25 protein-coding genes and 1 tRNA gene are annotated in these 21,638 nt (G+C 61.6%); 12 read left to right on the forward strand and 14 right to left on the reverse strand.

Annotation, left to right across the window (positions count from 1 at the left end; all coding sequences use genetic code 11):
- Nucleotides 1–165: 165 nt before the first annotated feature.
- Nucleotides 166–250 (forward strand) — tRNA-Leu (locus LZK81_RS11525).
- Nucleotides 251–433: 183 nt separating this feature from the next.
- Nucleotides 434–856, forward strand: a complete 423-nt coding sequence (locus LZK81_RS11530; RefSeq protein WP_233956379.1) for an OsmC family protein — start codon at nucleotides 434–436, stop codon at nucleotides 854–856.
- A gap of 13 nt (nucleotides 857–869) precedes the next feature.
- On the opposite strand, the gene LZK81_RS11535 is transcribed toward LZK81_RS11530, so the two are convergent.
- From LZK81_RS11535 to LZK81_RS11545, 3 genes are all read right to left on the reverse strand, one after another.
- Entirely contained in the window at nucleotides 870–1,361 is a 492-nt protein-coding gene (locus LZK81_RS11535; RefSeq protein WP_046607044.1) for a BON domain-containing protein, read from the reverse strand.
- Nucleotides 1,362–1,438: 77 nt separating this feature from the next.
- Nucleotides 1,439–1,696 carry a BON domain-containing protein gene (locus LZK81_RS11540; RefSeq protein WP_052753650.1) on the reverse strand — a complete coding sequence of 86 codons (258 nt, stop codon included), beginning with the start codon at nucleotides 1,694–1,696 and terminating at the stop codon, nucleotides 1,439–1,441.
- Between the two features lie 69 nt (nucleotides 1,697–1,765).
- The gene (locus tag LZK81_RS11545; RefSeq protein WP_233956381.1) at nucleotides 1,766–2,257 is read right to left on the reverse strand and encodes a peptide deformylase; all 492 of its coding nucleotides are present in this window, start codon (nucleotides 2,255–2,257) and stop codon (nucleotides 1,766–1,768) included.
- A 195-nt stretch (nucleotides 2,258–2,452) separates the two neighbouring features.
- Between LZK81_RS11545 and mgtE the strand changes: the two genes are divergently transcribed.
- Nucleotides 2,453–3,871 (forward strand): magnesium transporter, encoded by a 1,419-nt coding sequence (gene mgtE, locus LZK81_RS11550; RefSeq protein ID WP_233956382.1) that lies wholly within the window; start codon nucleotides 2,453–2,455, stop codon nucleotides 3,869–3,871.
- 57 nt (nucleotides 3,872–3,928) lie between these two features.
- The gene (locus LZK81_RS11555; RefSeq protein ID WP_037082306.1) at nucleotides 3,929–4,321 is read left to right on the forward strand and encodes a MerR family transcriptional regulator; all 393 of its coding nucleotides are present in this window, start codon (nucleotides 3,929–3,931) and stop codon (nucleotides 4,319–4,321) included.
- A gap of 15 nt (nucleotides 4,322–4,336) precedes the next feature.
- On the opposite strand, the gene LZK81_RS11560 is transcribed toward LZK81_RS11555, so the two are convergent.
- A complete protein-coding gene (locus tag LZK81_RS11560) occupies nucleotides 4,337–5,323 on the reverse strand; it encodes a DUF1624 domain-containing protein (protein WP_233956383.1) in 987 nt (328 codons plus the stop codon).
- Between the two features lie 23 nt (nucleotides 5,324–5,346).
- Nucleotides 5,347–6,045, reverse strand: a complete 699-nt coding sequence (locus LZK81_RS11565; RefSeq protein ID WP_046607040.1) for a DUF599 domain-containing protein — start codon at nucleotides 6,043–6,045, stop codon at nucleotides 5,347–5,349.
- A 513-nt stretch (nucleotides 6,046–6,558) separates the two neighbouring features.
- On the opposite strand from LZK81_RS11565, the gene LZK81_RS11570 reads away from it, so the two are divergent.
- Both LZK81_RS11570 and LZK81_RS11575 read left to right on the forward strand, forming a co-directional pair.
- On the forward strand, nucleotides 6,559–7,959 hold the full coding sequence (locus LZK81_RS11570) for an L-serine ammonia-lyase (RefSeq protein ID WP_233956385.1): 1,401 nt from the start codon (nucleotides 6,559–6,561) through the stop codon (nucleotides 7,957–7,959).
- A 69-nt stretch (nucleotides 7,960–8,028) separates the two neighbouring features.
- Entirely contained in the window at nucleotides 8,029–8,466 is a 438-nt protein-coding gene (locus tag LZK81_RS11575; protein WP_046607038.1) for a DUF1489 family protein, read from the forward strand.
- 15 nt (nucleotides 8,467–8,481) lie between these two features.
- On the opposite strand, the gene LZK81_RS11580 is transcribed toward LZK81_RS11575, so the two are convergent.
- The 6 genes from LZK81_RS11580 to LZK81_RS11605 all read right to left on the reverse strand — a co-directional run bounded on the left by LZK81_RS11580 (nucleotide 8,482) and on the right by LZK81_RS11605 (nucleotide 14,002).
- Nucleotides 8,482–8,751, reverse strand: coding sequence for a hypothetical protein (locus tag LZK81_RS11580; RefSeq protein WP_233956386.1), 270 nt, complete (start codon nucleotides 8,749–8,751; stop codon nucleotides 8,482–8,484).
- Nucleotides 8,752–8,839: 88 nt separating this feature from the next.
- Nucleotides 8,840–10,402 carry a D-alanyl-D-alanine carboxypeptidase gene (locus tag LZK81_RS11585; RefSeq protein WP_418936490.1) on the reverse strand — a complete coding sequence of 521 codons (1,563 nt, stop codon included), beginning with the start codon at nucleotides 10,400–10,402 and terminating at the stop codon, nucleotides 8,840–8,842.
- 159 nt (nucleotides 10,403–10,561) lie between these two features.
- Nucleotides 10,562–11,296 carry a hypothetical protein gene (locus LZK81_RS11590; protein WP_046611364.1) on the reverse strand — a complete coding sequence of 245 codons (735 nt, stop codon included), beginning with the start codon at nucleotides 11,294–11,296 and terminating at the stop codon, nucleotides 10,562–10,564.
- A 247-nt stretch (nucleotides 11,297–11,543) separates the two neighbouring features.
- The gene (locus tag LZK81_RS11595; RefSeq protein WP_233956387.1) at nucleotides 11,544–12,155 is read right to left on the reverse strand and encodes a transglutaminase-like cysteine peptidase; all 612 of its coding nucleotides are present in this window, start codon (nucleotides 12,153–12,155) and stop codon (nucleotides 11,544–11,546) included.
- 543 nt (nucleotides 12,156–12,698) lie between these two features.
- Nucleotides 12,699–13,310 carry a PilZ domain-containing protein gene (locus LZK81_RS11600; protein WP_046607034.1) on the reverse strand — a complete coding sequence of 204 codons (612 nt, stop codon included), beginning with the start codon at nucleotides 13,308–13,310 and terminating at the stop codon, nucleotides 12,699–12,701.
- A 110-nt stretch (nucleotides 13,311–13,420) separates the two neighbouring features.
- Nucleotides 13,421–14,002 carry a PAS domain-containing protein gene (locus LZK81_RS11605; RefSeq protein WP_233956389.1) on the reverse strand — a complete coding sequence of 194 codons (582 nt, stop codon included), beginning with the start codon at nucleotides 14,000–14,002 and terminating at the stop codon, nucleotides 13,421–13,423.
- A 220-nt stretch (nucleotides 14,003–14,222) separates the two neighbouring features.
- Between LZK81_RS11605 and LZK81_RS11610 the strand changes: the two genes are divergently transcribed.
- Both LZK81_RS11610 and LZK81_RS11615 read left to right on the forward strand, forming a co-directional pair.
- Entirely contained in the window at nucleotides 14,223–14,981 is a 759-nt protein-coding gene (locus LZK81_RS11610; RefSeq protein ID WP_233956390.1) for a rhomboid family intramembrane serine protease, read from the forward strand.
- Nucleotides 14,982–15,111: 130 nt separating this feature from the next.
- A complete protein-coding gene (locus LZK81_RS11615) occupies nucleotides 15,112–15,546 on the forward strand; it encodes a CBS domain-containing protein (protein ID WP_046607031.1) in 435 nt (144 codons plus the stop codon).
- 63 nt (nucleotides 15,547–15,609) lie between these two features.
- Here LZK81_RS11615 and LZK81_RS11620 read toward each other — a convergent pair whose 3' ends face one another.
- The 3 genes from LZK81_RS11620 to folE form a co-directional block, all read right to left on the reverse strand.
- Nucleotides 15,610–16,569, reverse strand: a complete 960-nt coding sequence (locus LZK81_RS11620; protein WP_046607030.1) for a patatin-like phospholipase family protein — start codon at nucleotides 16,567–16,569, stop codon at nucleotides 15,610–15,612.
- A 108-nt stretch (nucleotides 16,570–16,677) separates the two neighbouring features.
- Nucleotides 16,678–17,139, reverse strand: coding sequence for a phosphoribosyl-AMP cyclohydrolase (gene hisI / locus LZK81_RS11625; protein ID WP_046607029.1), 462 nt, complete (start codon nucleotides 17,137–17,139; stop codon nucleotides 16,678–16,680).
- A gap of 27 nt (nucleotides 17,140–17,166) precedes the next feature.
- Nucleotides 17,167–17,781, reverse strand: coding sequence for a GTP cyclohydrolase I FolE (gene folE / locus LZK81_RS11630; RefSeq protein WP_007760073.1), 615 nt, complete (start codon nucleotides 17,779–17,781; stop codon nucleotides 17,167–17,169).
- Between the two features lie 286 nt (nucleotides 17,782–18,067).
- Between folE and LZK81_RS11635 the strand changes: the two genes are divergently transcribed.
- From LZK81_RS11635 to thrS, 4 genes are all read left to right on the forward strand, one after another.
- The gene (locus tag LZK81_RS11635) at nucleotides 18,068–18,517 is read left to right on the forward strand and encodes an iron-sulfur cluster assembly scaffold protein (protein ID WP_233956391.1); all 450 of its coding nucleotides are present in this window, start codon (nucleotides 18,068–18,070) and stop codon (nucleotides 18,515–18,517) included.
- A 4-nt stretch (nucleotides 18,518–18,521) separates the two neighbouring features.
- Entirely contained in the window at nucleotides 18,522–18,899 is a 378-nt protein-coding gene (gene yidD, locus LZK81_RS11640; protein WP_233956393.1) for a membrane protein insertion efficiency factor YidD, read from the forward strand.
- A gap of 7 nt (nucleotides 18,900–18,906) precedes the next feature.
- Entirely contained in the window at nucleotides 18,907–19,431 is a 525-nt protein-coding gene (locus tag LZK81_RS11645) for a DUF1697 domain-containing protein (protein ID WP_233956395.1), read from the forward strand.
- 125 nt (nucleotides 19,432–19,556) lie between these two features.
- Nucleotides 19,557–21,578, forward strand: a complete 2,022-nt coding sequence (thrS, locus tag LZK81_RS11650) for a threonine--tRNA ligase (protein ID WP_233956396.1) — start codon at nucleotides 19,557–19,559, stop codon at nucleotides 21,576–21,578.
- Nucleotides 21,579–21,638 lie beyond the last annotated feature (60 nt).

Genomic DNA, 21,638 nt, shown 5'->3' on the forward strand with positions numbered 1-21,638 from the left:
GGCAAAAACAAAAGGGTGCGGCAAGAGGCCGGTTTTCGGCCCGGTTTATATAGGCATTCGGGAGAAGAATTTTTATCCTTCAAAAATCTGTCACGGCGCACTTGTGCACCCCAAATGCTTTTGCTACATGCAGCCCCGCCGGCGCAAGTCGGCATCTACCACGATGCGGTCGTGGCGGAATTGGTAGACGCGCAGCGTTGAGGTCGCTGTGTCGCAAGACGTGGAAGTTCGAGTCTTCTCGACCGCACCAAAATAAAAACCCGCTTCGGCGGGTTTTTTGTTGCCTGGATGAAATGGCATCTGGGAAATTGGGCCATCTGCCGCTCCGATGGCAAAACATCGAGCTATATCGCGTATCGCGGATGCGATCCTGAAATTCCTCGCCTATCTTGGGTTCGCTCCAAGCTCGTATGTGCAAGGGAAGGACAAGCCCATGGTCGAACTGAAAATCAAGACACGGCCGATCGGTGCGACCGCCATCCTCGGACGCCTCGGTCACCCGCGGGTGACAAGTGAGACGGGTGGTCAGGTGGAAGTGGTCACCGGGGCTTCCGAGCCGGGGTTCAACCCGCTCGACCTGATGTTTTCATCGCTTGCCGCCTGCCTTGTACTCAGCGGCCGGATCGCCGCGAGCAAGCTCGGCATTCTCGACAGGCTGAGCGAGGTGAGGGTGCATGTGACGGGCGAAAAGGCCCATGAAGGACCGTCGCGCATCACCAAATTCATCGTGGATTTCCGCGTCGAAGGGGAGTTCGACGACGAGCAGAAAAGGCAGATCGCCCATATGGCTGAGGAGATGTGCACCGTCAGCAATACGCTGAAAAGTTCGCCGGATATTTCGCTGACGATCGGTTAGCGTCGCCAAGCCCTTAGTCGTCGTCGGGAATGTGGCTGTCGACGCCTTCGAGCCGGAGATTGTTGACCAGTTCGCGGACGCCGGCGACGCGTTGAATCCGTCGGGCGATCTTGCGTGAGGTCGCCGCATCGTCGACGGCGCCTTCGAGCGTCACCGTGCCATCCTCGACATGCACATCGATCGACGCCATGTCGATCATATCGAGCTCGTCGATCGCGTCGGTGACCCGTTCTTCGAGATCGTCGGCATCCTCGATCCCCTTCGTGCCGGGGCGAATGGTATCGACCAGCCGTTCTTCAGAGCCGTCGCTTTCGACGTTATCCACCTGATAGCCACGATTGCGGTCCGTGTCGAAATTGGCCTTGGGATCGCCATAGGCGGCGTTATCGACGGGGCGGGCGCCGGTTGCATCGTCATAGGGCCAGCCGTCATCGATATTTCGGTCATCGTAATCGCGGAAATCTTCTTCGCGCGAAATATCGTCAGCTTTTTTCTTGCCCGGCACGAGCGCCTCCTGTCAGTTCAAAATGGACCCGGCGCACCCCCAATTCACAAAAAGGCTGATGCGCCGGGTACTTCGCTTCAATGGCTCGTGGATGCGCCATTCTTGTTACCCGTCAGGGTCAGATGGCTTTCGACATCATGTACGCCATCCACGGTTTCCGCGCTCAATACGGCCTTCCTGGCCGAGAACACGGTATCGACGGAACCCTCGAGGATAACCTTGGTTCCCTCGGCATGGGGTTCGATCGTCGATGAGTCGACGTCCGGCAGTGCGGCCAGACGCTCGGATACTTTTCGCTCGAGCTCGGCTGCGGTCTTGTCTGCTGTCGCATTCATGGTCGTAGCTCCTCGCTGGACTTGCGACCTGACAACGGGCGAACGCGGATTTGGTTCGGTTCGGGATTTTTATTTTCCCTTGCCCCATTTGCGCAGCAGCCGATCCCGCTTCAGGCGGGACAGCCGTTTCAGCCAGAAGATGCCATCGAGCTGGTCGATCTCGTGCTGCATGCAGATGGAATAGAAGCCCTCGGCGTCCTCTTCATGAACGGCACCGCCGAGATCCTGATAGCGGAACCGGATCCTTTTCGGGCGCTCGACCTCGTCGTTTGCACCGGGCATGGAGACGCTGCCTTCCATGTGCCGCATCAGTTCGTCCGAGGACGCAAGGACCTGCGGATTGGCGTAGAAGCGCGGACCGCTTTCCCTCGACAGTTCCAACACCACGAGCCGGGTGAAGACGCCGATATGCGCGGCGGTGATCCCGACGCCGGGTGCCGCCCGCATCGTATCGAGAAGGTCATGGGCCAGCGCCGTCAGGGTCGCGTCGAAAACCATGACCGGTTCGCAGGGGCTGGATAGGCCCGGATCGGGATATTTCAGGATGGTTCGGATGGCCACTTTTCGAACTCCTCTCGCTGCCCTTCGGGGTTTTTCCGCATCGTTTCGCCATGCGCTCTGGACCCGGAACGGCAATTGTTCTAGCAGGAAAACAGGTGGCATGAGCAATAGCGCCGGGTGTAGCTATCCGGTTGTTGACAATATGTTTTTTGCCGCCATTCTCCTTTTGTCAAAGACCAGCAGCGAGGGCGGCAGATGAGCGATATCGGCGAGGACGACCGCCTGCGCACAAAAACCGACGATGCCGGTGACGACATCTATTCCGAGGACGGCGCGATCCGCGCCGACTTCCTGGCGATGGTTGGCGCCGCAATCGCCGATCGTGACACGCTTTTCCTGCGCAGCCACGTAGCGCGCCTGCACGAATCGGAACTTGGCGACCTGCTCGAAGCGATCCTGCCCGACCAGCGCCATGCGCTTGTGCGGCTGCTCGGCGACGACTTCGACCTGACCGCGCTGACCGAGGTCGACGAAAACATCCGCATGGAGATCGTCGACCAGATGTCGAACGCGCAGATCGCGGCGGCGATCGGCGATCTCGATTCGGACGACGCGGTCTACATTCTGGAAGACCTCGACCACGAGGACCGGGAAGAAATCCTCGCGCAACTGCCGTTCACCGAGCGGGTGCGGCTGCGCCGCGCGCTCGACTATCCCGAACAGTCGGCCGGCCGCCGCATGCAGACGGAATTCGTCGCGGTGCCGCCGTTCTGGACCGTCGGCCAGACGATCGACTACATGCGCGACGAGGAGGATCTGCCGGAGAGCTTTACCCAGATCTTCGTGATCGATCCGACCTTCAAGCTGCTCGGCGTGCTCGACCTCGACCGTATCCTGCGCGCCAAGCGGCAGGTGAAGATCGAGACGATCATGCGGGAGACGAACTATCCGATCCCGGCCGACATGGACCAGGAAGAAGCAGCCCAGCTCTTCGAACAGTACGACCTGCTCTCGGCCGCCGTCGTCGACGAGAACGGCCGGCTGGTCGGCGTGCTGACCATCGACGACGTGGTCGACGTCATCCAGGAGGAGGCGGAAGAGGACATCATGCGCCTCTCCGGCGTCGGCGACGAAGAACTGTCCGACTCGGTGCGCGAGACCTCGCGGTCACGGGTGCCGTGGCTGCTGGTCAATCTGTTCACCGCCTTCATTTCAGCGTCGGTGATCTCGCTTTTCGAGGCGACGATCGAACAGGTGGTGGCGCTCGCCATCCTGATGCCGATCGTCGCCGGCATGGGCGGCAATGCCGGCTCGCAGACGATGACGGTGACGGTGCGCGCGCTTGCGACCCGCAATCTCGACATTCACAATGCCTGGCGCGTCGCGCGACGCGAGGCGGGCGTCGGCCTGATCAACGGCGTGGTGATCGGCTGTCTCGTCGGCATGGTGGCCGGCCTGTGGTTCCACGACGTCCATATCGGCGGGCTGATCGCCACCGCCATGCTGATCAACATGTTTGCGGCCGCCATGGCCGGCATCATGATCCCGCTGCTGCTCGACCGGGCCGGTGCCGATCCGGCGGTATCGTCGGCGGTGTTCGTTACGGCGATTACCGATACGACCGGTTTCTTCTCGTTCCTGGGATTGGCGACCTGGTGGTTCATGACGGGCTGAGCTCAAAAATTGACTGTTACGTAAAAGTCAATTAGTTTGGCTGACGAGTAGCAGGACATGATCGTGAACAAGTATTATAGCATTACGGAGCTGACGCGTGAATTCGGGGTCTCGACCCGCACGCTGCGCTTCTATGAGGACGAGGGGCTGATCCACCCCGAGCGCCGGGGTCGCACGCGGCTTTTCCGGGCAACGGATCGCCGACTGATCCAGGAAATCCTGCGCGGCCGCCGGATCGGCTTCACGATCGCCGAGATCCGCGAAATCATCCAGGTCTACAAGGAGCCACCGGGAGAGCTGGGGCAGCTCAAGCTGTTGATGACGCGCCTCGACGAGAAGCGCAACGACCTGCGCCAGAAGCGCAAGGATATCGACGACACGCTGAGCGAACTCGACAATGTCGAGGAAGCCTGCCTGACCCGGCTTGCCGAAATCGGCGTAGGGACCTGATCTTTCAAAATCCGGCTATTGCGCCTCGATCGAGCATTGTTCGGCGAGCGACTGCACCCGCTCGTCCTGCGGAGCGATGGCGCCGGACTGCAGCGGCGTCATCAGCGACTGGGCGATCAGCTTGTCGGCTGTACAGCCGCAGAACTTCTGGCAGAGGCCGGCGTCGTTGCCCTGGCCCGTGCAGCCCGCCTCGCAGCTTCTGACATAGCCGATCCGCGGATCGGGCGGCGGGGCTGGATGCACCAGCGAGAAGAGGTAGACCAGCGCGATCAGGACCGGCTGGTGGACGAGATAGACGATCAGACTGTGTCGTCCGGCCTTCGAGAGAAGGTTCGGCCGCGTCTGGACCGCTGCGAGCTTCGGAAGCCAGTTTTTCGATAGCGCCAGCCGCGTGACGGCCACCCCGGCCAGAAGTGCCGCGATCCAGGGAAACAGCGGCACATAGTCGTTCGAGCGCGGCGGGATTTCGGCAAAGCCGAGCCAGCTCAGGTAACGGGCGTCGAACAGGGCCGAATCCAGGGCGCCGGGCACAAGACTGTAGTCGACGATCATTGCTACAATGACCAGAACGACAATCGCACCCGTCAGCAACGGTGGCAGGCGCAGGAAGGCGAGGCCGATCAGGCTCGACAGCGCGATATTGTGCAGGATGCCGAAATAGATCCATTCGCTCGGAAAGGCGACCAGCGTCGCGATGCTGATCGCGACTGCAGCGCCTGCGACCATCGCAAAACGCTTCCAGAAGGGCTTCCAGCGGATATTCGGGAAATGCGCGAGGACGAGGCTGACGCCCGCCAGGAACAGGAAGGAGCTGGCGATCGAGCGGGCATAGACCTTGAAAAAGCCCTGGGTCGCCGTGCCGGGATCGACATAGCCGAAAAACTCGAGATCCCAGGTGAAGTGATAGGTCGCCATGGCGATGAGGGCGACGCCGCGCAGCGTATCGATCAGCGTGATGCGGGGTCTGCGCGGGGCGGGGTTCTGGGCTTCGGCAACAGTCACTGCTTGTCTTTCCGGATCCAATTTCAGGGCGTCCCGCGGTCCATGATCGCCAGCCGCGCCTCGGAAAAATACTGGCGGCGGGTGAGCACGACAATCACGACGACGGTCATCGCGATGAACATATAGGGTCCGATGAACCAACCGAGATAGCCGATCGACAAAAACAGCGCGCGCAGGCCGGAATTGAAGTGACCGGCCGCGATCGTGTTCATCCGCACCACCTGATCGGCCGCCCGCTCGGCCGCCGCCCGGTCGGCATGGGTGTCGTGCATCATCGGCAGGGCGCCGAAGAGAATGGTGCAGTAGTTGAACAGCCGGTAGGACCAGCCGAACTTGAAGAAGGAATACCCGAACAGGAAGGTGAGGCCGGCCACCTTGAGTTCAAAGGCCGTGCGGCCGCCGTAAGCGACGAAGGGCAGGTCGCGGAAGACCGCTTCCACCTGTTCGGTAGCGCCCAGCAGCGCGAAACAGCCGCCGATCGCAAAGATGGACGTCGAGGCGAAGAAGGCGGTGCCGTTCTGCAGACCCGCCAGGATCTGGGTATCGATCATCTTCAGGTCACGGCGCAGCGAGTTGTAGATCCAGTCCTTGCGCCGTTCTGCCATCGCCCGGTTGAGGCTGGCGCGCGGAAACAGCCGTGAGCCGGCGCCGGCGGTCACCCAGGAATAAAGGGCCCAAAGCACGGCAAAGAGGGCAAGCGCAACATAATCAGCGTTCGTCATAGGCCTCACCGTCGGAATCGGTCTTGATCCGTCCCGTCATGCTTTGTTTCGGTTTCGGCGGCAAGCCTCCTGCATCCGGAAGGGAACTATTAGGGCCGGGCAGGCGTTGCGAACACGACCAACCTGGACTTCCGCCATGTTTCCGCCATTTTTGGATTGCGCAGGCAGCGGGATTTTAATAGACCATTAGCCATGACGACCCGGAGCGGACGTTGATCAATGCGCCAAGAACCTGGAGACGACATGGAAGATACCGTTCAGAAGTCCTGCTGGGGCGTGACCTTCAAGGCGCTGGTAGGATTTGCAGGTGCCTTGGCCCTCGCGTATCTTTTCGGCGCTATCTGACTGTCTCAGTGAAATTCCGGAATTTCGGTCCTCGGCGTGGTATTCGTACCGCGCCGTTTCTATTTTAAGACCATGTCGCGGCCGGTTCACCGGATGTCGGGCAACCGCCGAGGCACGGCGGCGGTCTGACATAGGCTCGGCCACCCTCGTATCACCGCACGGATTCTCATGTTCCTGTCCGTTTTCGACGTTTTCAAGATTGGTATCGGTCCGTCGAGCTCCCACACGATGGGACCGATGTCGGCCGCCAACCGCTTCCTGGATCTCATTCTGTCCAACGACTGGCCGCGGCCGACCGGCGCGCATGTCGCGGCGCTGAAGGTGAGCCTGCACGGTTCGCTCGCGTTCACCGGGATCGGTCACGGGACGGGCAGGGCGGTGATACTGGGCCTGGTCGGCGAGGAGCCGCACTCCGTCGACCCCGACAGGATGGACGAGATTATCGGCGAAGTGGAGCGCAGCGGCCGCGTCGCGCCGCCCGGCCATCCGGCTTACGAATTCCAGCCGAGGACCGACCTGATCTTCGACAAGAAGCAGCCCTTGCCGGGCCATGCCAACGGCATGAGTTTTTCCGCCTTCGACCGCGACGGCCGGCTTCTCCTGAAACGTATCTACTACTCGATCGGCGGCGGTTTCGTGGTGACCGATACCGAGCTGGAGGCGATGCGTACGCCTAAGAAATCGGCAGGCGATGCGCGCATTCCCTATCCCTTCGCCTCCGCCAGGCAGATGCTCGACATGGCACGCGGTTCGGGACTGACGATCGCGCAGATGAAGCGCGCCAACGAAGAAACCAGGATGAGTTCCGCCGAACTCGATGCCGGTCTCGACCGCATCTGGGAGGCGATGTCGAGCTGTATCGACCGCGGCCTCAAGGTCGACGGGATCATGCCCGGCGGGCTGAAGGTGAAGCGCCGCGCGAAGTCGATCCACGACAAGCTGAACGAGGAATGGCGCAGCAACCGGTTGAACCCGTTGCTCGCCAACGACTGGCTGAGCGTCTATGCAATGGCGGTAAACGAGGAGAATGCCGGCGGCGGGCGGGTGGTCACGGCACCGACCAACGGCGCGGCGGGCGTTATTCCCGCAACGGTACGTTATTACCTGCATTTCCACGACGACGCGACTCAGGCCGACGTCCACAACTTCCTGCTGACGGCGGCTGCCGTCGGCGGCATCATCAAGCACAATGCCTCGATCTCGGGCGCCGAAGTCGGCTGTCAGGGCGAAGTGGGCTCGGCCGCCGCCATGGCTGCGGCAGGCCTTGCGGCTGTCATGGGCGGCTCGCCTGAGCAGATCGAGAACGCCGCCGAGATCGCGCTGGAACACCATCTCGGCATGACCTGCGACCCGATCGCCGGTCTCGTGCAAGTGCCCTGCATCGAGCGCAACGCGCTCGGGGCCGTCAAGGCGGTCACGGCCGCCTCGCTCGCCATCAAGGGCGACGGCACGCATTTCGTGCCGCTCGACGCCTGTATCGAGACGATGCGCCAGACCGGCAACGACATGAGCGAGAAATACAAGGAGACGTCCACGGGCGGCCTTGCGGTCAACGTCGTCGAGTGCTGAACCGTCCGCGCTGTGGAGTGAACCGAGCAAACGCTTGACCTCACGTGCGGATGGGTCTTCAACCAAACCATGGCTCTACATCTCATCAAACTCTGCGTCGGCGCCGATTCGATCCAGGATCTCCAGGACTGGGTCGCCGAGCGGTCGCTCAATGCGATGGCTGCCGGCCTCGAACCGCACAGCATCCATACGACCCGCATGGCGCCGAAGCGCATGGAGGAACTGCTTGAGGATGGATCGCTCTACTGGGTGATCAAAGGGCAGGTGATGGCGCGGCAAAAACTGCTCGATATCCGCACGGTTACCGGCGGCGACGGCATCCAGCGCTGCCAGCTGGTGCTCGGGCCCGAGGTCATCGAGACCGCACCGCAGCCGAAACGGCCTTTCCAGGGATGGCGGTATCTGAAAAGCGAAGAAGCGCCGCGCGACCTCGGCAAACTGGGCGAGGACGTGGCGGCGCTTCCGGAAGATCTGCGGCGGGAACTCGCCGAACTTGGACTTCTGTAGCTGCTGATCTTCCGATCAGCGAAGCTTGATACGGACCGGCGCACGGCCGGCGCGGATGCCGATATGCAGGTGGACATTGGCTTCCGGCTGGGAATGCCGCCAGGCGCGGGCACCGTGGCTGAGCAGCATCGTGACCAGGTCGCGGGTCTTTTCCTTGGAACGGTTCAAGCCGAGACCGGCCAGCCGCATGGCCGCCTCGTGAAGCGGGTTGAGGGCGACGCCCTTTGCTCTGGACTTCTGCGCCGGCCTGAAGGCCAGTTCTGCGCTGTTTTCATTCATTGCCATCGGAAACCCCGTCTACTCGTTACTTTCGAGATCCCTCCGCGCCGAACACCCGGCGCGCGGGTATTTCCTTGATCGCCGGCGGCGACGCTCACTGAAGCGACGCCCAGCAGCTGATGCCCTTCTTCTTCAACACATTGCAGGCATCGATGGCCGTCTTCTGGTCGTCGAAGCCGCCGAAGCGGGCGCGGTAGATCTGTTCGCCATTATTGCTGAAGGCGACAGTGAAGGGTTTGGCGGAACGCAATACCTTGCCGCCTTTATCCTGCGCATTTTGCAGGAGATCCTGAGCTTGCTTCTGGTTCGGCGAGGCGCCGATCTGGATGACCCAGCCGTTGGAAGCCATTGAAGCCGCAGACTGCGTGGCCTTCGCGGACACGGTGGACACCTTGGTGGATGATGTCGTCACGTCGTCGACGGTCGACCGGCCGCTGCGGTGTGCCACGACTTCCTCGGTGCGGGCCGGCATATATTCCGGAGCCGGCGTCGGCACGGCGGAAACACCTGCCATGGCCGAGTTCATCGCCTGGGTGATGACCTTCTTCTGCTCCGGCTCAGCGGCATAGGCCGATGCGGCAGGAGGAGCGAATGCCGCAGCCTGCTGTTCGGCGTAACGGGCGCCCGGCAGCGGGCCGCTCGGCGGCAGGTCGAGGGCAGCCATCTGGCGCACGTCGGACTGCGTCGCGGCGACGGCCGGAGCGGCCCGGACCGGCGCTGAAGGAGCGGGCGCAACCGGGGCAGCGGGAGCAGCCTGGGCAATCAGGTTGCCGTTGCCGCCGCGGGAAGCTTCCGGAAGATAATCGGCGACCAGCTTGCGCATCGTCGCGTCACGGGCGGCGCTGGAACGGCCGCCGAGCACGACGGCGACGATCGAGCGGCCATCGAGCTGAGCCGAGGTCGCCAGGTTGCTGCCGGCAGCGCGGGTGTACCCGGTCTTGATGCCATCGACGCCCCTGACGTTGCCGACGAGGCGATTGTGATTACCGATCGTCTGCTTGCCGAAATTGAAGCTGCGGATCGAGAAGTAACCGTAATACTGCGGAAAATGCTGGCGCAACGCCATGCCGAGACGCGCCTGATCACGTGCCGTCGTCATCTGCGCGGTGTTCGGCAGGCCGTTGGCATTGCGATAGGTGGTGCGGGTCATGCCGAGCGCACGCGCCTTGCTGGTCATCAAGGAAGCGAAGCGATCTTCGGAGCCACCGACGAATTCCCCAAGAGCGGTCGCGATGTCGTTGGCGGAGCGGGTAACGAGTGCGCGGATGGCCTGATCGACCGAGACCGAACCGCCGGCGCGAACGCCGAGCTTGGAGGGTGGCTCGGAAGCGGCGTGCGCTGAAACCGGAACCTGCGTCTCGAGGCTGATACGGCCCGATTCAAGCGCTTCGAAGGTGAGGTAGAGCGTCATCATCTTGGTGAGCGACGCGGGATAGCGCAGACCGTCCGGATCCTCGGAATAGAGAACCTTGCCGGTCTTGGCGTCGACGACGATGCCGGCGTATTTCGGACCGGCAGATGCCGGCGTCGAAAACATCGAAATCGCCACAGTCAATGTGAAGAGAAAACCGAGGAACCGCCCCGGGACCGTCGCACCACCCTTGGAAAGGGATGCAGAAATCATTTTTTTCGACACTGCCGCACTCATCGCTTGCATCACATTAGTCACACATCCGGACGCGCCCCCGCCACGACCGTTACCGCTCAATCTAGAAGATTAGCGTTACCAAGAGGTTTATGATGAACAGCAGCTTGCCTCGATATACTGCATTTTAGACATCAACTTGGGGCTTGGACCCGACCCGTCCGTGGTGGCTTATTTCGCCAGCCGGTTTTCGACAAAGAGGCGAACTGCGGCATCAATATGTTGCCAATCCTTCAAAAGCGCGCTGGAGAAGCGATAAAGTATCGTCAGGTCCTGCCCGATGTGGATATCCCTCTGGCAGTCGCCGCCGGTCGCCTTTTCGCCGGCGGCCGGCAGCACGCAGCGCACGACGTAATCCGGCGCGCCGGCGACCCGCCCCGTCAGGACGATTTCGCTGCCATAGCCCGAGTCGGCGCGCAGCCGGTGAAACGTCAATCCGAAGGCCGCCTGCTGCGGCTCGCCGTTGAACAGTTTTGAGTATATCGGCTCCAGCCGCCCGGACATGTCGCGCGACATGGTGCTCTGGGATAACTGTAGGAAAATCAACGAGGAAGACTGCGCGACATCATCGAAGCGCGACCGCGCGCCTGCGCTATAGCCTTCGAGTTCCGGCCAGGTGAGATAGAGATCGACGCGTTCGGCGATACCGGCCCGGCGCTGGTCGCGGAAGCGAATCGTGTTGGCCGGAAGCTTGAGATTGTCCTGGCCGATCCGGATCAGGAATTCTTCGATACTGTCGGTATGGCCGGCAAGCGCGATACGCTGGCCGAACCAATGCCCACTGATGCTGATCGCTGCCGTCAACAGAGCAAGGACGGCGATGACGACAGTCAGCCGATAGACGAAGCGATTGGACAGGAGCGGTGCTTCTTCTCCAGCCGAGAGGTTCTGTGCTGAACCTGCCATAACGCGCTCCATGTTCTCGACCGAGAGGGAATTCGCCAGCGCCGGAATGGGACAGAACGGGGATACGGAAACGCGGCCAGGCGATTTGGCCGCAGTCTGGATCGCTATGGTTAACGCTTCGTAAATGGATCCGGGTCCGGAATGGTGGCGGATCCGGCGATCCCCTCAGCGCTCGCCTCCAGATGCACAGTCGCGCGCGTTGGCCGCGGCTCGAATCGCCGCGGCTTTTACCGGCAGGGCAGGTGGATTACTGGCCGACCGAGCCGACGGCGGTGGCGCGACCGTCCTGCAGCTTGACCCAGCGGGCCGGATCGTCGTTCGCCTGACGCTTCAGGAAGGTGTATTCGGTATCCGACCAGACCATGACCTTGTTGCGCATGTTGTCGAGCACGAAGTCGCCGCGATCGGTGCGGACCGTCAGGACCGCGTGACCTTCGCCATTCGGCTGCAGAACGACGGTAATCAGCAGGTCGGACGGCGAAAAGCCCTTCGCGATCAGCATCTTCCGCTTCAGAAGCACGAAGTCTTCGCAATCGCCGACGGTGCGGGGATAGGCCCAGCGCTCTTCGACGCCGTAGATGTCCTGATCGGTCATCGGCGTGATCGAGGAATTGACCGTGTAGTTGACGTCCAGAAGCGAACGCCACTTGTCTTCGGTCAGCGCCAGCGGGCCGGCGTCCTTGTAGGTCGCGGCGCATTCGCTGACATAGGTCTTGCAAAACTCATAATGGCCGAGCGGCGGATTGGCCTGCCCGAGAACCCGCACGGAGCCGGTCGGCATGCCGAACGAACTTCCGGCGGTAAAGATTGCGACGACGGCGGTGATGGCGGCGAGGCCCAGTCCCTTGCTGTACTTCATTTTTATGTCTCCCCGTTGTGGGAAGAACACTGCCAGACAGGGCTTGATAGACTGGAAAATCTCGCAGTAAAATCAATATCTTATTTGAATTCAATTCGCCTAAAACATGGCTCAAATGCATCTCGAACTTTCATAAAATTCGAGGCAAATTTGTCATTGGTTTTCATAAAATTCGCCCCATCGGCGACGGCCGCCATTGCCGTTTTCCCGCTATCCAACTGTAACTCAAGCACTTCTTGCGAACGTCAGGAGCAGCCGCCGAAGCGTCGGGAACCCGGAAATGGCGGCGGCTGGTTGTGTCCGAGCAGGAGAGGAAAGGGCAGAGTCAGGGTGCACCACAGTCAAACCGGGCCCACCAAGGTCGATTCTCGGCCCCAAAAAAAGTGCCGAAAGGGGACATTTTTTTGAAAGAAAGCCCGTTTCGGCACAGGCCGCCGAATTTTTCCGCCCCGTCCGGCAACGAAATGGGACGGTTGGCAGAGGTGCACGACAAAAAAGCGCCCCGAACGGGACGCTTCCGGATGGCTAAAATAAAGAACGCTCTTAGAGGAATTCGGTCAGCGTTTCGCGCGACTGGACCGAATTGAACTCGATCGCCACGCCTTCCATGAAGTGGCGCACGACGCGGCCGCGCATGTTGCCGAGCCGGACGGGTGTGCCAAGCGCCGGGCGGATATCGATATCGACGGCCGCGCCGGACAGCGAGAGGTCCACGATGCGGCAAGCATAACGCCGACCGTCGTCGAGTGTGATCTCCGTGCGGGTAATACGCGGCGCCAGGCGATCATGGCGGCGATCTTCCGGCAGGCCGAGTTCATGCTTGTTGGCGATCCAGGTCAACTGGGCGGCCAGTTTCTCGCGCTTGCGGTCCGTCGCGTTGATCGACATCACGAAGCCGGTGTCCGACAGGCTGACGACCATGCCTTCCAGCCGGCCGATATGATCGAGATAGGCAATCACGCGTTCGCCGACGAGAGGGCGACCGACGCAAGCAAAGCTGACGTCGCCCGGCGACATGTCTACGACGTTGCAGGGAAATTCCTCATGCGTCGCCAGCATCAACCGTCCTGGAATATTGACGGACACCCGCTGGAAGGAGCGCTGCGCGGGAACACTGGATGTCGATGGAGTATGAGCCGGCTGAAATGAATACATTTGAGAAAGCTTTTCTCTTCTAAGTCTATCGTTAAGAGTATTAGCGCGCCGCGGTTAACAGAAGGTTTTGGAAGACAGCGCGCTGCTGCCTGCCGCGACCGGCATTCGTCTCATGAGGGAGGACGGTCGGACGGAAGCCGGCCTCGCGTGTTGTGGAAAATCCCGCGATCACCTGTGACCGGTACGCCGAAATGCGAACCGCTGCCGGTCAGGAACGTCCAGTTCTCGAGCGTCAGGAACGCGGCCGGCGTTGCCGTTACGGGATAGGGAGAGAGCCGGGGGAGCAGGGCGCCGAAAATGCGGTCACTCGCCGTCGTCTCCGCCGATCGGATTGGCAGAAGCAACATTTCATAGGCATGGCGGATGTGGCCATTCGAGGCAAGAACGTCCAGAAGCGCCGGCTGTTGCGAGTGGATGACGTTGTGGGCGATTTCCACCGGCTGCCGGTGATCGGTTTCCGGCCAGACATCCGCAAAAGCCTGGCCCCGGAATTCACGGTCGAACAGCTCGCAGATGCGGGTACCGGCCAGGCGGAATGTCAGGGTGCCGGCAGGGTCCGGGGCAGCCATGAAAAGATGCGGGAGAAGATGACGCAAGGCGGCTGGATCGATCTCGGTCTTGAGGGGAACTGCCCCGTCGTGCTTGAGATTGATCCAGTAGTCGAAGATCGCCCGGCTGGCCTGGTTGCGCATTCATCTTACCTGTTACATTTCGAGACAGATCGCGCTTCATGCGCGGCTGGTCCTTCTCCAGCAGCGAAATCCATGCCACGGCAAAGGGGTCAGGGTTAACGATCCATGACCTGCCGATGCGCTGGCGCGACTGTGATCCCGGTACGCTTTCCTTTGAACGGCCGCTCCTATATGGCTGTCGGCCATTCGGCAGGGGAATGAGAAGACGGAAGGGGCTGGCATGAACGACGGGCCGGATATGGCAAACGAGCAGCCCGAGGCGGATGAGGGCGCAGAGCGCTCGCAGCCGATTTTCAATCTTCCGCGGAGCCTTGTCGTGACGCTGGCTCTGCTTGCGGTCATCTACATCGTGCAGGACTATCTGCTGGACGAGGATACGCGCGCCTATATGGTCGTCAATCTGGCGTTCTCGCCGTTGCGTTACGTCTATCCGCTCGGCGAGCAGGGCTTTGCATGGGCGTGGACGCCGGTCACCTACTCGCTTCTGCACGGCGGCATCGAACACATCCTCTTCAACGCGCTTTGGCTGATGGCCTTCGGGGCGCCGGTCGTGCGACGGATCGGCACCCTGCGCTACGTGATCTTCTGGATCCTCTCGGCGGTGGCCGCCGCTTTCTTCCATGCCGCGCTCAACTGGGGCAACGAGACGCTGCTGATCGGCGCATCGGGGGTCGTCTCGGCGCTGATGGGGGCCGCCTGCCGTTTCGCCTTCCCGGAACGTCGGGGCTATGATCGAACCCACGGCCATCTCTATCCGCGTCAGTCGATCCTCGGCTCCTTCCGCAACCGCACCGTGGTGATCTTCACTGCCATGTGGTTCGCCGGCAACCTGCTGATCGCCTTCGGGGTGACGCTGTTCGGCGCGGATATGGGACCGATCGCCTGGGATGCGCATATCGGCGGCTTCCTGTTCGGCTTCCTCCTGTTCGGTTTTTTCGATCCTTTGCCACGCCGCGTCATGCCGCTCGCGCGTCCTTGATCTCTTTCTTGATCTCTTTCCCGCCTCGCTCTACACTTCCGCATACGTGCAGGGACGGTTCCTCCACCCGGGCGCTTTGCTTTTCGGGAACGGACGATGTCCAAGCCGAACTGGTAGCGAGGAGAGAGCCATGGCAATAGTCGTCAAGAACATGCTGGATGCAAAGGGGCGTGACGTGGTGACCGTCGGTCCCGACAAGACGCTGCTCGAAGTCGCCGGGATCCTCAACGACAAGAAGATCGGTGCCGTCGTGGTGACCGGCATGGAAGGCCGCATCGCCGGCATCTTCACGGAACGCGATCTGGTGCGCGCCGTCGCCAGCAAGGGCGCTGCCGTGCTCGATCAACCGGTCAAGTCGGCGATGACCACTGCGGTGCAGCGCTGCAAGGACGAAACGACTGTCGATGAACTTATGGGGATGATGAGCTCCGGCCGTTTCCGCCACGTGCCCGTCGAGCAGGACGGCAAGCTCGCCGGCATCATCTCGATCGGCGACGTGGTGAAGTCGCGCATCCGCGAGATCGAACAGGAGGCCGAACACATCAAGGCCTATATCGCCGGCTGATATTTGGCCGAGCCTCGCCGAAAGGCGAGGCTTTTTACATGCGTGGCGAGGCCAGCCGCCCGCTCAGCGCGCGAAAACTTCCTGCATGCGCTTCAGCGCCGAGATCTGCGCCATCGTCTCCGTATAGCCGCGGTCGATCGCTTCGCCGGCGCGGTGGAATTCGGACAATCCGATATCGGCAAGCCGCGGATGCAGCGCCAGATCCGGCGGATCGCCTGCGAGACGCGCCCGGGAAATGCGCTCCTGGATGATATTGAAGGCCTGCACCATGGTGCCGGTCATGCCGACGCGAACGTCATCGGCTTTCCTGCGGCCGTCATCGATCGGCTGGACGCTCGCATTGTGCTTGACGACGGCCGAGCGACCGAAAATCTCGTAGTTCAGGTTGACGGCGACCACGAGCGGCTGTTCGTAGGCGCGGCAGACGGAGGTCGGCACCGGGTTGACGAGAGCGCCGTCGACCAGCGTGCGGTTGTTGCATTTCACCGGTTCGAAAATGCCGGGCAGGGCGTAGGAGGCGCGAAGCCCGGTGATCAGCGAACCGCTGGAGATCCACACTTCATGGCCGGTGTGAAGTTCTGTTGCCACGGAAACGAACGGGCGGTCGAGACCCTCTATCGACAGACCCTCGAGATGTTCCTGCATCCGCTTGGTCAGCCGCATGCCGCCGAAAAGGCCACCGCCGCCGATCGTCAGATCAAGAAGGCCGGCGATGCGGCGCATGGTGAGCGAGCGGGCGAAGTTCTCAAGCTCGTTGAGCTTGCCGGCAAGATAACATCCGCCGACCAGGGCGCCGATCGAGGTGCCGGCGATCATGCCGACTTCGATGCCGGCCTCGTCGAGAGCCCTGAGGACGCCGATATGAGCCCAACCGCGCGCAGCGCCGCCGCCAAGGGCGAGGGCAAGCTTTGCTTTTTTGGGGGCTTCGATAGTGGGAGGAGGGGTCGGTTCGAGAACTTTCGTTTCGCCGCCTTCGGCCGGTGCCGCAAGCGGATCGTGACGGTTCCAACTCCAGTTCAGCATCGACAAAAACCCTCCACAGCTGAACAAACCCCGGTCTGTCGATTAACGCACCGACAGGTTTCAAAATCGTTTATTCAGTCGAGACCTGCCAAAAAACGGGGCAGATCCCTAAATGGTTCCTTGATCCGAATAGACGACACCCGGGTCAAAATGACGCTGATCGTCGGTGATTTCAAGAACCGCCCGCCCATCACTTTGGGTGACAACCCGATAGAAACAGGAGCGGCGTCCCGTGTGGCATGTGGCGTCATGTCCTGCGACCGAGACCTTGAGCCAGACGGCGTCCTGATCGCAGTCGGTGCGCAGTTCATGAACGGTCTGGAGATTGCCGGAGGATTCGCCCTTCTTCCAGATCTTGGCACGCGAGCGGCTGTAATAATGGGCGATGCCGGTCTCGACGGTCAGCGCCAGCGCCTGCGCATCCATATGCGCGACCATCAGCAGCTCGCCGTCACGGACATCGGTGACGACGGCGGTGACGAGACCGTTCTGATCGAAGCGGGGGGTGAAGGCGCCAGCGCCTTCGAGTTCCGTCTTGTCGGCGGAAGGCTGGTCGAAAGAAAGCGACATCGGCAAACTCCGCCCGGAAACCACGCCTTAGCGGTTCCGGGCCAGCGTAAAGAAACGGGCCTGTTCGGCGGCGTTCGCCTTGAACTCGCCGGTAAATGTCGTCGTCATCGTGTGCGAGCCCTGCTTCTGCACGCCGCGCATTTCCATGCACAGGTGCTCGGCCTCGATCATTATGGCGACGCCGCGCGGCTTTAAAGTTTCCTCGATCGCATTGGCGATCTGCGCCGTCAGGTTTTCCTGGGTCTGCAGGCGACGGCCGAAGATTTCGACGACGCGGGCGATCTTCGAGAGCCCGAGGACGCGGCCGTTCGGCAGGTAGGCGACATGTGCCTTGCCGATGATTGGCAGCATGTGGTGTTCGCAATGGGAGAAGAACGGGATGTCGCGCACCAGCACGATATCGTCATAGCCAGAGACTTCCTCGAAAGTGCGGCCGAGCACGTCTTCCGGCGACTGTTCGTAACCGGCAAACAGTTCGCGATAGGCGGCGGCGACGCGCTTCGGGGTATCGAGCAGGCCTTCGCGGGCCGGATCGTCACCTGCCCAGCGCAGCAGAACACGCACCGCTTCTTCGGCTTCCTGCTGCGAGGGGCGGACCTGCTTCTCTTTCGAAGCCGGGAAATTCTTCACAATGGCATCCATCTATCGTCTCCTGATGCGGTTCAAGGCCGCATCCGACTGGCGTTACTCACGGACTGACCAGCCGCTGGGCACCTGCGGCTGATTTTTGGGCAATCCGGCGATATCTGACCTTCGGCGAACATTTTTACAAGATATCCTGTTCCGTTTTCGGTAGGATTTCGTGAAAACATCCTTTCTTGATGATCTCGCCCGGACATCACATATAATGGCAGGAACCCTTTTATGGTAGCCCGCCGGACGTGACGCAGTGTTCAACGAGCGACGGCGGTTTCAAAAGCGAGCCTTGATGGACGACATCTATAACAGCAAGATCCTCGAATTCGCCGCCAACATCACCCATGCGGGGGTGTTGCCCGATGCGGATGCCAGTTCCGAGAAACACTCGAAGCTGTGCGGCTCGAAGGTGCGCGTGCATTTGAAGATGGACGGCGACCGGGTCACGGACTTCGCCCATGAGGTCCGCGCCTGCGCGCTCGGCCAGGCCTCGTCCTCGATCATGGCGCGGCATGTGATCGGCGCAACGACTGCCGAAATCCGCAAGGCGCGCCAGGACATGCTCGCCATGCTGAAGGAAGACGGCGAGGGGCCGGACGGCCGGTTCGAGGAGATGCGCTACCTGAAGCCGGTCAAAGATTACAGAGCCCGTCATCCCTCCACCATGCTGACCTTCGAAGCGGTCGTCGATGCGATCGACCAGATCGAGGCGAACGAGCGGTCCGAAGCGGCTACCGTCTGATCCGATGTGCGACGCTCCCGACTGCGGGCATGACCATTCCAAGCCCAAGCCCGGCTTGTCCCGCAACTGGTCCGGACCTTTCGCCAAGACGCCCGGCCGGCTGTTCGGCATGGGGCTGATCCGCCTCTACCAGCTGACGCTGTCCGGCTTCATCGGCAATTCCTGCCGGCATATTCCGACCTGCTCGGAATATGGTTACGAGTCGGTGGCGAGGCATGGGCTGTGGCCCGGCGGATGGATGACGCTGTTTCGGGTGGCGCGCTGCGGGCCGGGCGGCACAGGCGGGCTCGATCCGGTGCCGGAAACGCTCGAAGCCCGGCAGCATTGGTGGACGCCGTGGAGATACTGGCGCCGTCATGTCAAACCGGCATCGCAACCATGAGTATCCGATGATTACCTATGTCGCGCTGCTTCACAGCATCGTTCTCGGCGGCGGCAAGCGGGTCGTGATGGCCGACCTGCGCGCCATGGCGGAGGATCTCGGCTACCGGAATTGCCGGACCCTGGTTTCGACCGGCAATCTCGTCTTCGAAACCCGCAGGTCATCGATCAGTGATCTCGAGCAGAGACTGGAGACCGCCTTCGAAAAGCGGTTCGGCAAACATATCGATATCATCGCAAGAACCGGTGCCGATTGGCTGAAGCTCGCGGCCGGCAATCCTTTTCCGTCGGGAGAAGGTTCCGAGGTCGGCGTGCGGGTGATGCGACAACCGCTCGACGAAAGCGTCCTGGACCTGCTCGAGCGCCATCGCGGCGAGGAGAAGATTTCCATCGTCGACGGTAATCTCTGGGTGGATTTCGGCGGCAAGGCGAGCGAGACGCGGCTGCTGTCGGCGATGACCACCAGGAAGCTCGGGATCGGCACAATCCGCAATGCCAACACGGTCGGCGGGCTTGCCGAAATGATCGGCTGAGCGGCCGCTCGCCTTTACTAAAACGCCAAAAGCATTTATCAGCCACGCCGGCTGCGCCTAAAGGCGAACCGCCATTTATTCCAACACCACCCGCATTCGTTGGCGGGACTGGACAGGAGAAAGACATGTCCCAATCCGTTTCCCTTACATTTCCCGATGGCTCCGTCCGCGTTTTCGACGCCGGCACGACCGGCCGTGACGTTGCCGAGAGCATTTCCAAGTCGCTCGCCAAGAAGGCTGTCGCCGTCACCATCAATGGCACCGTGCAGGACCTTGCCGAGCCCGTGACCGACGGAAAGATAGAGATCGTCACCCGCACCGACGCCCGAGCGCTGGAACTTATCCGCCACGACGCCGCCCACGTGATGGCGGAGGCCGTGCAGGAGCTTTGGCCCGGCACGCAGGTCACCATCGGCCCGGTGATCGAGAACGGATTCTATTACGATTTTGCCCGCAACGCGCCTTTCACGCCGGACGATCTGCCGAAGATCGAGGCGAAGATGAAGGAAATCATCGGCCGCAACAAACCGTTCACCAAGCAGGTCTGGTCTCGCGAGAAGGCCCGCGAAGTCTTCGCAGCCAAGGGCGAAGGCTACAAGGTCGAGCTGATCGATGCGATCCCGGAGGACCAGGATCTCAAGATCTATTATCAAGGCGACTGGTTCGACCTCTGCCGCGGTCCGCATATGGCCTCGACCGGCCAGATCGGTACGGCCTTCAAGCTGATGAAGGTTGCCGGCGCCTATTGGCGCGGCGATTCGAACAACGCCATGCTGACCCGCATCTACGGCACCGCCTGGGCGACGCAGGAAGAGCTCGACCAGTACCTTCACGTACTGGCGGAAGCCGAAAAGCGCGACCACCGCAAACTCGGCCGGGAAATGGACCTCTTCCATTTCCAGGAAGAAGGCCCGGGCGTGGTGTTCTGGCACGGCAAGGGCTGGCGCATGTTCCAGACGCTGACCGCCTACATGCGTCGCCGGCTTGCCGGCACCTATGAGGAAGTCAACGCGCCGCAGGTTCTCGATGCCTCGCTCTGGGAGACGTCGGGCCACTGGGGCTGGTACCAGGAGAACATGTTCGCGGTGAAGTCTGCCTATGCCTTCACGCATCCGGAAGACAAGGAAGCGGACAACCGCGTCTTTGCGCTGAAGCCGATGAACTGCCCGGGACACGTGCAGATCTTCAAGCATGGCTTGAAGTCCTACCGCGAACTCCCTATTCGGCTTGCGGAATTTGGTCTCGTGCATCGCTACGAGGCATCCGGCGCGCTGCACGGGCTGATGCGCGTGCGCGGTTTCACCCAGGACGACGCGCACGTCTTCTGCACCGACGAGCAGATGGCCGCCGAATGCCTGCGGATCAACGACCTGATCCTGTCGGTCTACGAGGATTTCGGCTTCAAGGAAGTCGTGGTCAAGCTGTCGACCCGGCCGGACAAGCGTGTCGGCACCGACGCGCTTTGGGATCGTGCCGAATCCGTCATGCTCGATGTGCTGAAGACGATCGAGGCGCAGTCGGAAGGCCGCATCAAGACCGGCATCCTGCCGGGCGAGGGCGCGTTCTACGGTCCGAAGTTCGAGTATACGCTGAAGGACGCGATCGGCCGCGAATGGCAGTGCGGCACGACCCAGGTCGACTTCAACCTGCCGGAACGGTTCGGCGCCTTCTATATCGACCAGAACTCGGAAAAGACCCAGCCGGTGATGATCCATCGCGCCATCTGCGGTTCGATGGAGCGTTTCCTCGGCATCCTGATCGAGAATTTTGCCGGCCACATGCCGCTCTGGTTCGCGCCGATGCAGGTGGTGGTGGCGACGATCACCTCGGACGCCGACGATTACGGCCGCGAGGTCGCGGAAGCTCTTCGTGATGCGGGCATGGTCGTCGAGACCGATTTCCGCAACGAGAAGATCAACTACAAGATCCGCGAGCACTCGGTCACCAAGGTGCCGGTCATCATCGTCTGCGGCAAGAAGGAGGCCGAGGAGCGTTCGGTCAACATCCGCCGCCTCGGCTCGCAGGCCCAGACCTCGATGACGCTGGACGAGGCGATTGCTTCGCTCAGCCTCGAGGCGACGCCGCCGGATGTGCTGCGCCGTCTCGAAGCCAAGAAGGCCGCGAAAGCAGCGAAAGCAGCAGCCTGATCCAATCCCTGACAGCGCCCGTGAACGCGGGTGCTGTCAGAAGACGGCAATGTCAGTGGA

Source organism: Neorhizobium galegae, from assembly GCF_021391675.1.
Classification (GTDB): Bacteria; Pseudomonadota; Alphaproteobacteria; order Rhizobiales; family Rhizobiaceae; genus Neorhizobium; species Neorhizobium galegae_B.

Excerpts from the sequence above, each read along its gene's own strand:
- LZK81_RS11530 (WP_233956379.1), top strand. The coding sequence starts at position 434 with ATGGTCGAACTGAAAATCAAGACACGGCCGATCGGTGCGACCGCCATC.
- LZK81_RS11540 (WP_052753650.1), bottom strand. The coding sequence starts at position 1,696 with ATGAATGCGACAGCAGACAAGACCGCAGCCGAGCTCGAGCGAAAAGTA.
- mgtE (WP_233956382.1), top strand. The coding sequence starts at position 2,453 with ATGAGCGATATCGGCGAGGACGACCGCCTGCGCACAAAAACCGACGAT.
- LZK81_RS11555 (WP_037082306.1), top strand. The coding sequence starts at position 3,929 with ATGATCGTGAACAAGTATTATAGCATTACGGAGCTGACGCGTGAATTC.
- LZK81_RS11565 (WP_046607040.1), bottom strand. The coding sequence starts at position 6,045 with ATGACGAACGCTGATTATGTTGCGCTTGCCCTCTTTGCCGTGCTTTGG.
- LZK81_RS11570 (WP_233956385.1), top strand. The coding sequence starts at position 6,559 with ATGTTCCTGTCCGTTTTCGACGTTTTCAAGATTGGTATCGGTCCGTCG.
- LZK81_RS11575 (WP_046607038.1), top strand. The coding sequence starts at position 8,029 with ATGGCTCTACATCTCATCAAACTCTGCGTCGGCGCCGATTCGATCCAG.
- LZK81_RS11580 (WP_233956386.1), bottom strand. The coding sequence starts at position 8,751 with ATGGCAATGAATGAAAACAGCGCAGAACTGGCCTTCAGGCCGGCGCAG.
- LZK81_RS11585 (WP_418936490.1), bottom strand. The coding sequence starts at position 10,402 with ATGCAAGCGATGAGTGCGGCAGTGTCGAAAAAAATGATTTCTGCATCC.
- LZK81_RS11590 (WP_046611364.1), bottom strand. The coding sequence starts at position 11,296 with ATGGCAGGTTCAGCACAGAACCTCTCGGCTGGAGAAGAAGCACCGCTC.
- LZK81_RS11595 (WP_233956387.1), bottom strand. The coding sequence starts at position 12,155 with ATGAAGTACAGCAAGGGACTGGGCCTCGCCGCCATCACCGCCGTCGTC.
- LZK81_RS11600 (WP_046607034.1), bottom strand. The coding sequence starts at position 13,310 with ATGTATTCATTTCAGCCGGCTCATACTCCATCGACATCCAGTGTTCCC.
- LZK81_RS11605 (WP_233956389.1), bottom strand. The coding sequence starts at position 14,002 with ATGCGCAACCAGGCCAGCCGGGCGATCTTCGACTACTGGATCAATCTC.
- LZK81_RS11610 (WP_233956390.1), top strand. The coding sequence starts at position 14,223 with ATGAACGACGGGCCGGATATGGCAAACGAGCAGCCCGAGGCGGATGAG.
- LZK81_RS11615 (WP_046607031.1), top strand. The coding sequence starts at position 15,112 with ATGGCAATAGTCGTCAAGAACATGCTGGATGCAAAGGGGCGTGACGTG.
- LZK81_RS11620 (WP_046607030.1), bottom strand. The coding sequence starts at position 16,569 with ATGCTGAACTGGAGTTGGAACCGTCACGATCCGCTTGCGGCACCGGCC.
- hisI (WP_046607029.1), bottom strand. The coding sequence starts at position 17,139 with ATGTCGCTTTCTTTCGACCAGCCTTCCGCCGACAAGACGGAACTCGAA.
- folE (WP_007760073.1), bottom strand. The coding sequence starts at position 17,781 with ATGGATGCCATTGTGAAGAATTTCCCGGCTTCGAAAGAGAAGCAGGTC.
- LZK81_RS11635 (WP_233956391.1), top strand. The coding sequence starts at position 18,068 with ATGGACGACATCTATAACAGCAAGATCCTCGAATTCGCCGCCAACATC.
- yidD (WP_233956393.1), top strand. The coding sequence starts at position 18,522 with ATGTGCGACGCTCCCGACTGCGGGCATGACCATTCCAAGCCCAAGCCC.
- LZK81_RS11645 (WP_233956395.1), top strand. The coding sequence starts at position 18,907 with ATGATTACCTATGTCGCGCTGCTTCACAGCATCGTTCTCGGCGGCGGC.
- thrS (WP_233956396.1), top strand. The coding sequence starts at position 19,557 with ATGTCCCAATCCGTTTCCCTTACATTTCCCGATGGCTCCGTCCGCGTT.